Source organism: Butyribacter sp. (genome assembly GCF_056818865.1).
Window position 1 is genome coordinate 1 of the sequence record NZ_DBLYGC010000006.1, and the last position, 12249, is coordinate 12249.

Below are 12249 nucleotides of genomic sequence, written 5' to 3' on the forward strand. Positions count from 1 at the left end.
AATTTGAGCGGTGCATTGATTTTCTGGTACGGATGATTGATAAGTACGGCGCTGAAGTCCTCCGGGAGTTGGAGGAAGAAAAACAGAATAAGGAAGAAAAAAAAGCGGCAGTTTCCTGAAATACAAAATGTAAATCAGACTGTCGCTTTTTTGTGAAATTATTCGGTTGCGTTATCTTTTACTTCTGCAAGCATAATCTGCTCTAGTCGGTCAATATCTGGAAATACCACTTTTTTGCCTCTGGAATGAAGTTGACGAATTTTTTTCATACGTGTTGTTACTTCACTGTGAATGGAATGCTTAACAGGAACCGGATTATTATTTCGAGTATGTATATGGTCAAGATAGTACTCTCTGATTGGAAACATATTCTGGAGAAGAAAAGCAGCTTCTTTTCCATCAAATTCACCTAAAACAATCGTTAGGCACTTTCCGTATTTAGCCACCTGTTTATCGTGTATTGCTTTAAACTTTTCTACACGAGAACTGAGTGGAACCATCCATAACAGAGAAGTTTTATTGTCACGCAGACAGTAAAAAGTAGGACGGTATGTACCGCCCTCTTTGTTCTGCATTAAGTTGGAATCCTGTACTTTCTCAAAATATTCATCTTTAATATGGTAAACATACCCTTCTTGATATATCATGTTCATCACCTATAAAATAAGCCCTGCCATGCGGCAGGGCCGAAATTTTCGAGCCGGACATTTATTAGACGCTTCCGGTGAGCGAACAATATTTTCGAGCCGGACATTTATTAGACGCTTCCGGTGAGCGAACAATATTTTCGATGACAGAAATCCTGTCTCTATCATTATTATATGGTTATAACGAAAATATGTCAATAAAAAATAAAAAGAAGTATTGAAAATGGTTGGAATGAGTACTAAAATAAAGTTGGGACAATAAAACGGAATTATATTGCGAAGAAGATTATGAAGAATAAAAAGATTAAATGCGATATATATACCAGAGTATCCACAACCATGCAGGTGGATGGCTACAGTCTGGATGCTCAGAAAGAAAAACTGAAGAGATATGCGGAATTTCAGAATATGGAAATCGTAAATGAGTATTCTGATGAAGGTAAGTCTGGAAAAAGCGTAGAGGGCAGACCGGAATTTCAGAGAATGTTGGATAATATTGAGAATGGAACAGATGAGGTACAGTTTGTACTGGTGTTCAAGCTTTCCAGATTCGGTCGTAATGCGGCAGATGTATTAAACTCTTTGCAGAGGATGCAGGATTTTGGAGTGAATCTGATCTGTGTAGAAGATGGAATTGACAGCTCAAAAGATAGTGGAAAGCTGATGATTTCTGTTCTGTCTGCGGTGGCAGAGATTGAACGAGAGAATATCCTTGTTCAGACAATGGAAGGACGTAAGCAGAAAGCCAGGGAAGGAAAATGGAACGGAGGATTCGCTCCATATGGTTATGAATTGGTAAATGGAGAATTACAGATTGCAGAGGACGAAGCGGAGATTATTCGTTTGATTTATGACAAATTTATTCATACAAATATGGGAATCTCTGCGATTGCTGCATGGTTGAACCAGCATGGATATAAAAAGAAAAAACGACAGAATAATACATTGGACGCATTTGCCTCTTCCTTTATAAAAGGCGTTCTGAATAATCCGGTATACTGTGGAAAGTTGGCTTATGGACGAAGGAAGAACGAGAAAGTTTCTGGAACAAGAAATGAATATCGCATTGTAAAACAGGAAAATTATATGCTGCATGATGGTATCCACGAAGGGATTATTTCAGAAACAGATTGGGAGCTGGCACATCAAAAACGGGAAAAAACAGGTGTGAAATATGAAAAGACGCATAGTCTGGATCATGAGCATATCTTATCTGGAATATTGAGATGTCCGTTATGTGGAAGCGGTATGTATGGGAACGTGAACCGAAAGAAAAGGAAAGACGGAACCTTATATAAAGATTATTTCTATTATGCCTGTAAACATCGTCGTCTGGTAGACGGTCATAAATGTGGATATCGTAAACAATGGAGTGAGGAGAAGATTAACAATGCAGTGGAAGAAGTTATTCGGAAGCTGGTGAAGAATCCGAAATTTGAAGAAGCAATTCTGAATAAAATCGGTTCAAGAATAGATACAGAGGAAATAGAAAAAGAGATTGAAGGACTGGAAAAACAGCACAGGCAGCTGACCGGAGCAAAAGCAAGACTTGGACAGCAGATGGATAGTCTGGATATCATGGATAAATTTTATGAGAAGAAATATCAGGATATGGAGACAAGGTTATACCGTCTGTACGATGAGATCGAAGGCGTGGAGAACAGTATAGAGGAAGTTAAGAACCGCCTGCTGAATATCCAGCAACAGAAAATATCAGAAGAAAACGTCTATCAATTTCTTTTATATTTTGATAAACTATATGATAAGTTCACCGACCTGGAGAAGAAAGAATTTCTTAACAGTTTTGTAGAACAGGTGGACATTTATGAGCAGGAGCAGCCAGATGGCAGATTCCTGAAGCACATAAAGTTTCGTTTTCCGGTGTATTTTGGAGACAGGGAGACACAGGAACTTTGTTGGGACAACGAAAGTACCGTTGAGAGTGTGGTTTTGTTGTCCAAACAGGAGCTGGCATCTTTAAATTAAAGGCTATGATAAACTAATCATCCATTTACGCCTCTTAAAAATAATTAACGATACAACAAGCCTGAATATTTCTTCCGTGGTAAGCAGCGTATACACCCCAACAATACCCCATTTAAATATATATGCTGCAAGCAGACACAATGGGATTCCGATGCACCATGTACCAACAATATCAATCGCCATGATGATTTTAGTATTGCCACCACTTCTTATGATACCGCCTCCAAGTATCATATTTTCCACCTTGACCGGTGCATATAGAGCAAATATGATAAGCAGGACTTTTCCAAGCTCCTTTACGCTGTGATCCACACGGTACAGTCCGGTATATTCTCCTGCTAACAGTATGAGTAATGCAGATACAGCCAGCGAACCGATTAAACCCGCATACATAATCTTCGTAGACTCTTCGTAAGCCTCATCGTATTCTTTTCCACCAAGTCTCTTACCAATCATCACACCAGCAGCCGCTGATAATCCACTCAATGCGCCTACAATAAGTCCTTGTATAGGACATGTAAGTGTGTATGCTGCCAGATTTGATATTCCAAGATGACCATATACTGCGGACTCTACATTCTGTCCAAGACTCCATAAAAATTCACTGACCAGAATCGGCATAATCATAATCAGATAATCTCTGATTGTGAGCTTTTTAAAATGCAGTGACAGTACCGGTTTATCTCCATCCTTTCTGATACTGTAAATAAATCCGATAACAATAAATATAAGGTTAAATAACTGCGAAATAAGTGTTGCTATCGCAGCTCCTTTTATTCCCATACAGGGTAATCCTGATTTTCCAAATATCAGCAGATAATTAAGCCAGGTATTTATCGCAACTGCTCCAAAGCTTGCTAAAAATGGTATTGTGGCATGCTCCCTACAGCGTAGCCATGCTGATAAAATATGGCTGACTGCCATCGGGATATAAGAAAATGCTACAATTCTAAAATAGACCGCACCAGTATTTATAATACTCATATCTTTAGTGTACAATCTAAGTATATGCAATGGTAAAACTCCAGCTGCCAAAAGAAACAATGCTGATATTATAATTCCGCAAATGAGACTCAGATCAAAGCTGCTCCATGCCTCTTTTATGTTTTCAGCTCCAATAAATTGTGCAATTAATATCCCGGCAACTGTGCTTACTGCACCAATCACCACAGAAAAAATCAAGGAAAAATTACCACATAATCCAACAGCTGATATATTTGTCTCTCCCAGCTGTCCTATCATAATCTGGTCAACGATAGAAAAAGATGCCTGTAGCATACTTTGTAACGTGACAGGAATTGCTATTTTACATAACGATTTCATAAACTCTGACATTATAATTCACCCGTACTTTCTCTCTTTATTAGCTCAACAGGTAACACTATTTCCTTCTCACATTCTGCTCCATCGCGCATTGCCTCCAGGCATTCAATTGCAATTTTTGCTCTGAGAGATGCCTCCTGATGAATCGTTGTAAGTGTAGGATTACTTTCCCTGCTTGCCATGTTGTCATCAAAGCCGATTATCTGAATATCATTTGGAATTTGTATGCCCTTTCCCTGTAAAAAACGCATAAATTCCAATGCATAAAAATCTGACACTGCAAAAACAGCGGTAACGCTGTTCTTTAACAGCTCCTGAAATTTTTCCTCATAAAAGAGCATTTAGTGATGACATCACAAATCCATCCTCTAAAACATTGCCCTCATATTTAACATGGTCATTCACCACCACTCCAATAATTTTGGAATTATTTCTCGCAAGTAAAATGCACGCCATATTAGGAATATATCCTGAACTTTCAAGTTCCTGCTGGACACGTTTTACCGTCTCTTCCGAAATCTTTTCTGTTTTAGCATGAATTACCTTTGAGACAGTTGCGGTACTAAGACCTAACGAATCTGCAACATCTACGATTCGAACCCTGTTCTGTGCCATATTTATTTCCTCTTTTTCTGATATTCTAATTATATGTTACAACAGAAATTTGGGTTTTACAAAGGTTAAACGTGTAACCAATAACAAAATTTATGTCAGATTTTTGTGACATTTTACTTTAAAACAATGAAATCATCATATGTAAAATATTGTCAGCCCACTATTGGCAGTTTAGAAATGATTGGCTTGTATTTTATTCAGAGGATGGAGTTGACAGTTCCAAGGATGCTGAAAAGCCGAGTTTTACTTCAAATGTTGTTCCACCATACGCATTTTGATGAACGTCAATCTTTCCGTCATGTGCCCGCACAATCTCGCGTACCATTGCGAGACCAAGACCTACGCCACCAATTTCACGGCTTCTTGATTTGTCAACCCGGAAGAATGGTTCAAAAATTTTCTCACGGAATGCTTCATCAATCCCGCTTCCCGTATCTGCAATTGTAATAACAATATCGTTTCCTGTTTGTTTTGCCGACACTATAACTTTTCCGTTTACATGATTATATTTAATCGCATTTTCAACAAGATTATAAAGCATACGGTAAATTAAAATATCGCTGCCCGTAAGCATCAGCTCATTACTTATGATATATTCTTTATCATAAGTTATATCCTGTGGCTCCTGTATTAGTGCAATACCTTTTTCAAGTGCTAACGGTTCCAAATCTGTCAGTACTTCCTCAATTAGTCCGAAAAGTTCAATCTTGTCATTGCGCATTATTGTCTGTAACTCACTCATATCCAGAAGTGTTTTGACCAATTTGCTGAGACGCTCGTTTTGCTCCGTTATCATTTGTATTGTCTCTTGAGCTGCGTCTAAGTCTGCATCATTTTCTGTCGAATGATAGAGATCAAGTTGAGCTTGGATTAATGCCAAAGGAGTCCGCAGTTCATGTGCTGCATTGCCGGTAAACTGACGTTGTATCTCGAAAGATTCCGAAAGCCGCAAAAGCATCTTATTATAAGAAGTACGAAGTCTGTCAAGTTCTGCAATTTTAGTTTCTTCAATTGTATAGTCTGTCAGATTTTGTATCTGAACCTTCTCAACGGTTTCTGAAAATTCTCTGAGTGGCTTTAATGCCCGTCCGCTGATAAAATAAGTGACTGCTCCACCAAACAGTGCCACAACGACAGTAATCAGAAGGCTTTTGGTTCTGTAGTCTGATTTTGAATTATAAACTTTTGTGGAAAATTGTGCTACAAAGTCATCCCATTCATTATCCGGAATATCAATGTATACTGCTTCCGGTTTTGTGCCATGATCAGTTACAGACTCCTGAAGCGTATCAAAGTAATAGACTCCGTTCTTATACAAGAAAAATGTAAGGCATCCGCACAATATGGTAATCAGTACGGTAGTAAGTATCGTCAGTCTCCATTGGAGAGATATTTTTCTCATGTGTTTTCTCCTTATCCTATTTTATAGCCTTCACCGATTTTATTGACAATCGGATCATAATCAAGTCCTGTTTTCAGTTTCTTTCTAAGAGAGGACATATGCACTCTGATTGAACCGCTAAAACTATCTACAGAAGAATCCCAAACATGCTCAATCAGCTCTTCCTGACTGACTGGTCTTCCCTGATTCAGAAGAAGATACTCCAGTATTCCGTTTTCTTTTCTGGTCAAAGTTATAGGTTTGCTGTTTGCATATGCAACTCTTTCTCTGGTATCAAATCGAAGGCTGCCACATTCCAGACAGATATTTTTCTGTACAAACGTTCTTCTTGTCAAACTTCTTACGCGGGCTTCAAGTTCCTGCAGATGAAATGGTTTTTCCATATAATCATTTGCACCGGAATCTAATCCCTCAACTTTATCTGCAATCTGGCTTCTTGCGGACAAAATCAATACCTTTGTTTCTTCATTTTCTTTGCGAAGTTCCCGGAGAATCTCCATTCCATCCACTCCCGGAAGGTTAAGATCAAGTACGATTAAATCATACATTTCAGCATAAATCATATCTAATGCTTTTTCACCGTCGTTACATGTATCTACCTCATAGCCTGCCCGGTGCAGACTTTTTGCAATCATCTCACATAATTTCTTTTCATCTTCAACAACTAATAATTTCAATTTATTTTCCTCCGTATTCTTAACAGGAATTTTACATTCTCTATTGTATAATGTATACATCGAAAGGTCAATGAACTGAATTTAAACGGTAACATTGAAATAGTATTGAAAGGAGTATTTTATGAAATGTGAAAGAGCATCACAGTTTTTTTTACTTGCGGCAGGTCTGATATTTTTCATTGTTGGAATTTTTCGTGGAGAAGCGGCAGTTGTATTAAGTAAGGCAATAAAGTTATGTATGGAGTGTGTTGGAATTGGATAAGAAAAAGAAATTTAAAAAAAATTATATAGTCCGTTTTAGAGGACTGATTCAGGCAGTTGCAACGCTGCTGACCAATATTCATATCCCAAATCTTTTTAAAGGGAAGATTTATCAGGGAAATGTAAAGACAATGTGTGTACCCGGACTGAATTGTTACTCATGTCCTGCTGCCACAGGTGCATGTCCGATTGGTGCTTTCCAGGCTGTAGTAGGTTCATCAAAATTCAAATTCACCTATTACATTACCGGATTTTTTATTCTTATAGGAGTTATGTTAGGAAGATTTATCTGTGGTTTTCTCTGTCCGTTTGGATGGTTTCAGGATCTGCTGCATAAACTTCCGGGAAAGAAGTTATCAACAGCAAAGCTGAAACCTCTGCGGTATCTGAAATACATAATTTTGGCTATATTTGTTATACTGCTTCCGGCATTTGTAACAAATTCACTTGGTATGGGAGATCCGTTCTTCTGCAAGTATATTTGCCCACAGGGAGTACTTGAAGGCGCAATTCCGTTGTCACTTGCCAATTCGGGAATACGTGCTGCACTTGGACATTTATTTACTTTTAAGTTTACAGTCCTTGTGCTTGTTATCATCTTAAGTATTTTGTTTTATCGTCCATTCTGTAAATGGATTTGTCCACTTGGTGCCATATATTCACTGTTTAACAGAGTTTCATTTCTTAAGATCCATGTAGATCACAAGAAATGTGTTGGCTGTCAGAAATGTAGTCATGTCTGTAAAATGGATGTCAATGTAACAGATACACCAAATCACCCGGAATGTATCCGGTGTGGGGAATGTATGAAAGCATGCAAAACCGGTGCAATCTGCTACCAGTATGGATTTTCAAATAAAAAACAGGATGACGATAAATAAGATAAAACTAATAAAATTTAAAGGGAGATTTAAAATCATGAAAAACAAATCAATTAGAATGAATTTAATCAGGTTAAAAAAGGTAATTGCAGCAGTTCTTGTCATTTCAATATTTTTTGTATGCACAGGTTGTGGAAAATCATCTGATTCTGCTGTTACTGAAAACAAGAAACAGAAAGCCGCTTCGACAGCGGACGTCAGCAGTTCAGATGAACTCAACAAAAAACGGGATAATCTTTACCAGCAGGAGAATCAGTTTTTTGCCGATCACAAAGATGTATGGGACAAAGCATTTAGTTTTATGAGTAAAAATACTGCAGGGGATGCCCAGAGCGAAAACTATGCAGACTTCCTTGCAAGTACGGTAGAAGCAAACAAAGATTCATTTTCCGAAGAAGAATACAAAACTTTGAGCAAAGATATTGAGAAAATTCGTGGTATTGAAGAGGAGATTGCAAAGGTTGAGAAAAAAATCGCTGCTGCCAAATCTTCCAACAGTGCATCTTCTGAATCAGGGGAATCAACAGGTGTGTTCCACGATTTTAAAGGGAAAGATTTGGATGGAAACGATGTAGACAGCAGTTTTTTCTCTAAAAATAAAGTTACAGTTGTAAACTTTTGGTTTAGCGGTTGTAAACCTTGTGTTGGAGAGTTATCTAAGCTGAATGAATTAAATGAGACATTGAAAAAAATGGGTGGCGAAGTTGTTGGCATCAATACTGATACTCTGGATAACAATGAGGATGGTATCAAAGAAGCAAAAGAAATTTTAAAAGCTCAAGGTGCTTCTTATAAGAATCTGACTTTCGACTCTGATTCAACTGTTGGAAAATATGCAGGCAACATCATGGCATTTCCTACAACAGTTCTTGTAGATAAAGATGGGAATATCGTTGGAAAGCCGTTTATGGGTGGAATTGATGATCAGTCAAATTATGACAAGCTTATGAAACAAATTAAGTCTGCAATTGGACAGAAATAATTTGTTTTATATGGAAAAAAGCTGTAAGATAGCAAAAGAAAAGAGGTAAAAGAAAAGAGGTAAAAGAAAAGAGGTAAAACATGAATATTGAGGAAATGTTAGATATCAATGACTGTCCATTATGTGACGGAGGAGCATTGTTAGAGGAAGAATGCGGATGTGGTTATTATGTTATGTGCATGGAATGTGGATGTCATTCAGTAACAATTGATTTTCATTCAGAAGATGAAAGATTGGAAGCAGCCAAAAAAACGGTTATGCTTTGGAATACTGGAAAAGTAATTTCAAGCAGTCCAGGGGAATAAAAGCTGAGTTGTTACGGTATAAAGCGATACTATTACAAAATGTAATGACAAACATAACAATTTGTGATAATATATCTCATTGAGTGGTCAGATAAGAAATTGACCGCTAAAAAAATGAATGAGGAGAATTATCTATGAGTGCAAATGTATGTATTATCATAGCAATTGTTGTTTATCTTGGAGCAATGTTGTATGTAGGATTTGCTTTCAGCAAAAATAACAGTAATGCCGAGGATTTTTATCTCGGAGGAAGAAAAATGGGACCTTTTGTGACAGCGATGAGTGCAGAGGCGAGCGATATGTCGAGCTGGCTTCTTATGGGACTTCCGGGAGTTGCTTACCTTTCGGGAATATGCAGTGCCGCATGGACTGCCATAGGTCTTGGAATAGGAACTTGGCTTAACTGGTTCTTTGTATCAAGAAGACTTCGCAGATATTCAAGTAATATCGGAGCTATTACGGTTCCTGACTTCTTTTCAAAGAGGTATCATGACAGGAAAAATATTATCAATGCCATTGCGGCAATTGTTATTATAATATTCTTTGTACCGTATACAGCTTCAGGCTTTGCAGCATGCGGAAAACTTTTCCACACATTATTTGGTGTAGATTATATGGCAGCTATGATTGTATCTGCACTTGTTATCATAGGATATACAATTATGGGTGGTTTTGGTGCAGTTTGTACTACAGACCTTATACAGAGTATTGTAATGTCAATTGCACTTGTAACAGTTGTTACATACGGTATCAATTCCGCAGGTGGATTTGCGGCAGTTATGGATAACGCGAGAGCACTTCCAGGTTATCTTTCATTAAATAATACATTTGATGCTGCAAACAATGCGTCAAACAGTTTTAGTTTTATTTCAATAGTATCAACACTTGCATGGGGAATCGGATATTTCGGTATGCCTCACATTCTTGTAAGATTTATGGCTATTGAGGATGAGAAAAAACTTACACTTTCAAGAAGAATTGCTAGTGTATGGGTTGTTATCGCCATGACAGTCGGTATATTTATCGGAGTTGTCGGACTTGCTATGACAAAGGCAGGTTCACTTGAAAATCTTGCAGACAGTGAGACAGTTATCGTAAGAATCACCGGCCTTATAAGCAGACATGGTGTGATTGCGGCGCTTATAGCGGGTGTTATACTTGCAGGAATACTTGCAGCGACAATGTCGACATCAGACAGCCAGCTTCTGACAGCGGCATCAGGTGTATCACAGAATATACTTCACGATTTCTTCCATATAGAAATGGATGAAAAGAAAAGCCTTTTAACAGCGAGACTTACAATAGTAGCTATAGCGGTTGTTGCGGTATTTATGGCAAGAAATCCAAACTCAAGCGTGTTTGGTATAGTATCATTTGCATGGGCAGGATTCGGCGCTGCTTTTGGAGCAGTAATGCTTTGTGCATTATTCTGGAAAAGAAGTACACTTGCAGGTGCAATATCAGGAATGGTAGCAGGAGGAGTAATGGTATTTGTATGGAAATACCTTGTGCGTCCGCTGGGAGGAGCATTTGACATATACGAATTATTACCGGCATTCCTTGTATCATTAGTTGTAATAGTAGTAGTAAGTTTTCTTACTCAGAAGCCTTCAGAAGAAGTGTTAGCTGAATTTGATAAAGCGGCAGAAAAGTAGTGTATATATAATTTTTTAATTTAGAACATTTTGCAAATAGTACAGAAACAGGGATTGTTTTGTAAATCAAAGGTTACAAAACAATCCCTGTTTTTTCGTTAATTTGAAACACAAAAATTCTTCATAAACTTGCCCCATACCCCAAAATTTAATATAATTATCAGGTAATTGCGAATTTTTATCTTGACAAGAGCATTAAAGTAGCGTATATTACTAAACATAGTAATTCATATTAAAGAGATAGGAATTATATGTTTAGTAGGAAAGGTGATAAAGATTATGAGATTTAATACAGCATTATTACATAGTGCTGCACCGGGAGATAAGGCTACAGGAGCTACGCTTACACCTATTTACCAGTCCAGTGCATTTTATCAGGAATCAGCTTTACAGCATGAAAAACTTTTTGCAAACAAAGCACCGGGTTTTTCATATACGAGAATTGGAAATCCGACGATAGCGGCATTTGAAGACAGGATGACCGTTCTTGAGGGTGGTATGGCATCCATTGCCTGTGCATCTGGTATGGCAGCAGTATCATGTGCTTTATTAAATATTACTCAGGCAGGTGATGAGATTGTTGTCAGTACAGGTTTGTATGGTGGAACCATCGACCTTTTCCATGATTTTGAAGCTTATGGAATTACTACAAAATTTGTAGATATAAATAATCTTGAGCTTGTAAAATCTGCCATAAACGAAAAGACAAAGCTTGTATTTGCTGAAACAATCGGAAATCCGAAACTTGATGTCGCTGACATTGAGGCACTTGCAGCCATTGCACATGAAGCAGGAATTCCACTTATTATAGACAATACGGTTGCGTCAGCATATCTTACACAGCCGTTAAAACTTGGAGCTGATATTGTTATCAATTCAACATCAAAGTATATAAACGGAAACAGTGATGCGATAAGCGGTGTTATCACGGATGGCGGAAAGTTCAAGTGGGATTTGGAAAAATATCCCGGAATAAAAGAATTTAAAGTGTTTGGAAAACTTGCATTTACAGCGAAACTCCGCAACGGATTATTTAGAAATATAGGAGCATGTATTGCACCGCAGACAGCATTTTACAATCTTCTCGGAATGGAAACACTCGGTCTTAGAATGGAGAGAGCCTGTAGTAATGCACTTAAACTTGCTAAACATCTTGAAGAATATAACGACCTTACGGTCAATTATCCGGGACTTGAGAGCAGCAATTGGCATGAGACAGCACTCAGAGTTCTTCACAATGGATTTGGAGCTATCATAACAGTAAGAGTAGGAAGCAAGGAAAGAGCATTCTCGATAATGGATGGTCTTAAAATTCCAAAAATCGTGTCAAATATAGGTGATACAAAGACGCTTATAGTTCACCCTTCATCAACGCTCAACGTTCACAGCACTGAGCAGGAAAAGAAGGATGCTAATGTTTTTGATGATATGATTCGTATAAGTGTCGGAATAGAAGATATTGAAGATCTTATTGAAGATTTCGACAGAGTACTAAAAGAAAACTAAAATACCATC

Annotated in this window: 11 protein-coding genes and 1 pseudogene; 7 read left to right on the forward strand and 5 right to left on the reverse strand. The window is 37.8% G+C overall.

What is annotated here, in order from left to right; genetic code table 11:
• Window positions 1-158: 158 nt before the first annotated feature.
• A complete protein-coding gene (gene cptIN / locus ACZLXV_RS03885) occupies window positions 159-647 on the reverse strand; it encodes a type III toxin-antitoxin system CptIN family toxin (RefSeq protein WP_482382537.1) in 489 nt (162 codons plus the stop codon).
• A 288-nt stretch (window positions 648-935) separates the two neighbouring features.
• Here cptIN and ACZLXV_RS03890 point away from each other — a divergent pair, with 288 nt between their 5' ends.
• Window positions 936-2633 (forward strand): recombinase family protein, encoded by a 1698-nt coding sequence (locus ACZLXV_RS03890; protein ID WP_482382538.1) that lies wholly within the window; start codon window positions 936-938, stop codon window positions 2631-2633.
• A 3-nt stretch (window positions 2634-2636) separates the two neighbouring features.
• Here ACZLXV_RS03890 and ACZLXV_RS03895 read toward each other — a convergent pair whose 3' ends face one another.
• From ACZLXV_RS03895 to ACZLXV_RS03910, 4 genes and pseudogenes are all read right to left on the reverse strand, one after another.
• The gene (locus ACZLXV_RS03895; protein ID WP_482382539.1) at window positions 2637-3968 is read right to left on the reverse strand and encodes an MATE family efflux transporter; all 1332 of its coding nucleotides are present in this window, start codon (window positions 3966-3968) and stop codon (window positions 2637-2639) included.
• Window positions 3968-4571: pseudogene (locus tag ACZLXV_RS03900) on the reverse strand (substrate-binding domain-containing protein). The gene ACZLXV_RS03895 and the pseudogene ACZLXV_RS03900 overlap by 1 nt, the downstream one beginning before the upstream one ends.
• Window positions 4572-4764: 193 nt before the next feature.
• Entirely contained in the window at window positions 4765-5973 is a 1209-nt protein-coding gene (locus ACZLXV_RS03905) for a sensor histidine kinase (RefSeq protein WP_482382540.1), read from the reverse strand.
• A gap of 11 nt (window positions 5974-5984) precedes the next feature.
• Window positions 5985-6710: a response regulator transcription factor gene (locus tag ACZLXV_RS03910; protein WP_482382541.1), complete on the reverse strand. Its 726-nt coding sequence runs from the start codon at window positions 6708-6710 to the stop codon at window positions 5985-5987.
• 61 nt (window positions 6711-6771) lie between these two features.
• On the opposite strand from ACZLXV_RS03910, the gene ACZLXV_RS03915 reads away from it, so the two are divergent.
• The 6 genes from ACZLXV_RS03915 to ACZLXV_RS03940 all read left to right on the forward strand — a co-directional run bounded on the left by ACZLXV_RS03915 (window position 6772) and on the right by ACZLXV_RS03940 (window position 12240).
• On the forward strand, window positions 6772-6912 hold the full coding sequence (locus ACZLXV_RS03915) for a CD1871A family CXXC motif-containing protein (RefSeq protein ID WP_482382542.1): 141 nt from the start codon (window positions 6772-6774) through the stop codon (window positions 6910-6912).
• Window positions 6905-7792, forward strand: coding sequence for a 4Fe-4S binding protein (locus ACZLXV_RS03920; protein ID WP_482382543.1), 888 nt, complete (start codon window positions 6905-6907; stop codon window positions 7790-7792). Before ACZLXV_RS03915 ends, ACZLXV_RS03920 begins: the two co-directional genes overlap by 8 nt.
• Before the next feature lie 37 nt (window positions 7793-7829).
• Window positions 7830-8774: a TlpA family protein disulfide reductase gene (locus ACZLXV_RS03925; protein WP_482382544.1), complete on the forward strand. Its 945-nt coding sequence runs from the start codon at window positions 7830-7832 to the stop codon at window positions 8772-8774.
• Between the two features lie 80 nt (window positions 8775-8854).
• Complete coding sequence (locus ACZLXV_RS03930) at window positions 8855-9079, forward strand: Lar family restriction alleviation protein (RefSeq protein WP_022225116.1); 225 nt, start codon at window positions 8855-8857, stop codon at window positions 9077-9079.
• Between the two features lie 134 nt (window positions 9080-9213).
• Window positions 9214-10734: a sodium/proline symporter gene (locus ACZLXV_RS03935; protein WP_482382545.1), complete on the forward strand. Its 1521-nt coding sequence runs from the start codon at window positions 9214-9216 to the stop codon at window positions 10732-10734.
• Between the two features lie 279 nt (window positions 10735-11013).
• Complete coding sequence (locus tag ACZLXV_RS03940) at window positions 11014-12240, forward strand: O-acetylhomoserine aminocarboxypropyltransferase/cysteine synthase family protein (protein WP_022225114.1); 1227 nt, start codon at window positions 11014-11016, stop codon at window positions 12238-12240.
• Window positions 12241-12249 lie beyond the last annotated feature (9 nt).

Excerpts from the sequence above, each read along its gene's own strand:
- ACZLXV_RS03925 (WP_482382544.1), top strand. The coding sequence starts at position 7,830 with ATGAAAAACAAATCAATTAGAATGAATTTAATCAGGTTAAAAAAGGTA.
- ACZLXV_RS03935 (WP_482382545.1), top strand. The coding sequence starts at position 9,214 with ATGAGTGCAAATGTATGTATTATCATAGCAATTGTTGTTTATCTTGGA.
- ACZLXV_RS03890 (WP_482382538.1), top strand. The coding sequence starts at position 936 with ATGAAGAATAAAAAGATTAAATGCGATATATATACCAGAGTATCCACA.
- ACZLXV_RS03895 (WP_482382539.1), bottom strand. The coding sequence starts at position 3,968 with ATGTCAGAGTTTATGAAATCGTTATGTAAAATAGCAATTCCTGTCACG.
- ACZLXV_RS03910 (WP_482382541.1), bottom strand. The coding sequence starts at position 6,710 with ATGTATACATTATACAATAGAGAATGTAAAATTCCTGTTAAGAATACG.
- ACZLXV_RS03905 (WP_482382540.1), bottom strand. The coding sequence starts at position 5,973 with ATGAGAAAAATATCTCTCCAATGGAGACTGACGATACTTACTACCGTA.
- ACZLXV_RS03930 (WP_022225116.1), top strand. The coding sequence starts at position 8,855 with ATGAATATTGAGGAAATGTTAGATATCAATGACTGTCCATTATGTGAC.
- ACZLXV_RS03940 (WP_022225114.1), top strand. The coding sequence starts at position 11,014 with ATGAGATTTAATACAGCATTATTACATAGTGCTGCACCGGGAGATAAG.
- cptIN (WP_482382537.1), bottom strand. The coding sequence starts at position 647 with ATGATATATCAAGAAGGGTATGTTTACCATATTAAAGATGAATATTTT.
- ACZLXV_RS03915 (WP_482382542.1), top strand. The coding sequence starts at position 6,772 with ATGAAATGTGAAAGAGCATCACAGTTTTTTTTACTTGCGGCAGGTCTG.